The organism is Paenibacillus agaridevorans (assembly GCF_003112455.1).
GTDB lineage: Bacteria > Bacillota > Bacilli > Paenibacillales > Paenibacillaceae > Pristimantibacillus > Pristimantibacillus agaridevorans.
In genome coordinates this window covers 1-253 of the sequence record NZ_BDQX01000156.1, presented here as the reverse complement: position 1 = coordinate 253, position 253 = coordinate 1, and the positions used below count along the sequence as shown (strand labels likewise).

The 253-nt window shown below is 55.7% G+C and carries 1 pseudogene; it reads right to left on the bottom strand.

Annotated features, from left to right (window positions below):
• Positions 1–253, bottom strand: a pseudogene (locus PAT3040_RS13890) (NAD-dependent epimerase); the annotation flags it as partial.

The window sequence follows — 253 nt, the reverse complement described above, 5'->3', positions numbered from 1 at the left end:
AAGGCTCTCTCCAGCGTCTCGATAAACGTCATCAGCTTCTCCGGACTGTTGTTGCCGATGTTGTACACGCGGTGAGGAACGCCATCCGTTGGCGGCAGCGCAATGAGTCGCTCGATCCCCGTCACGATATCGTCGATGTACGTGAAGTCGCGGTACAGATCGTTGTCGAAGTCCCCGTTGTTGAAGATGTGAATCGGCTTGCCCGCAAAATAACGATCCGCGAAACCAAAGTACGCCATATCCGGCCGGCCCA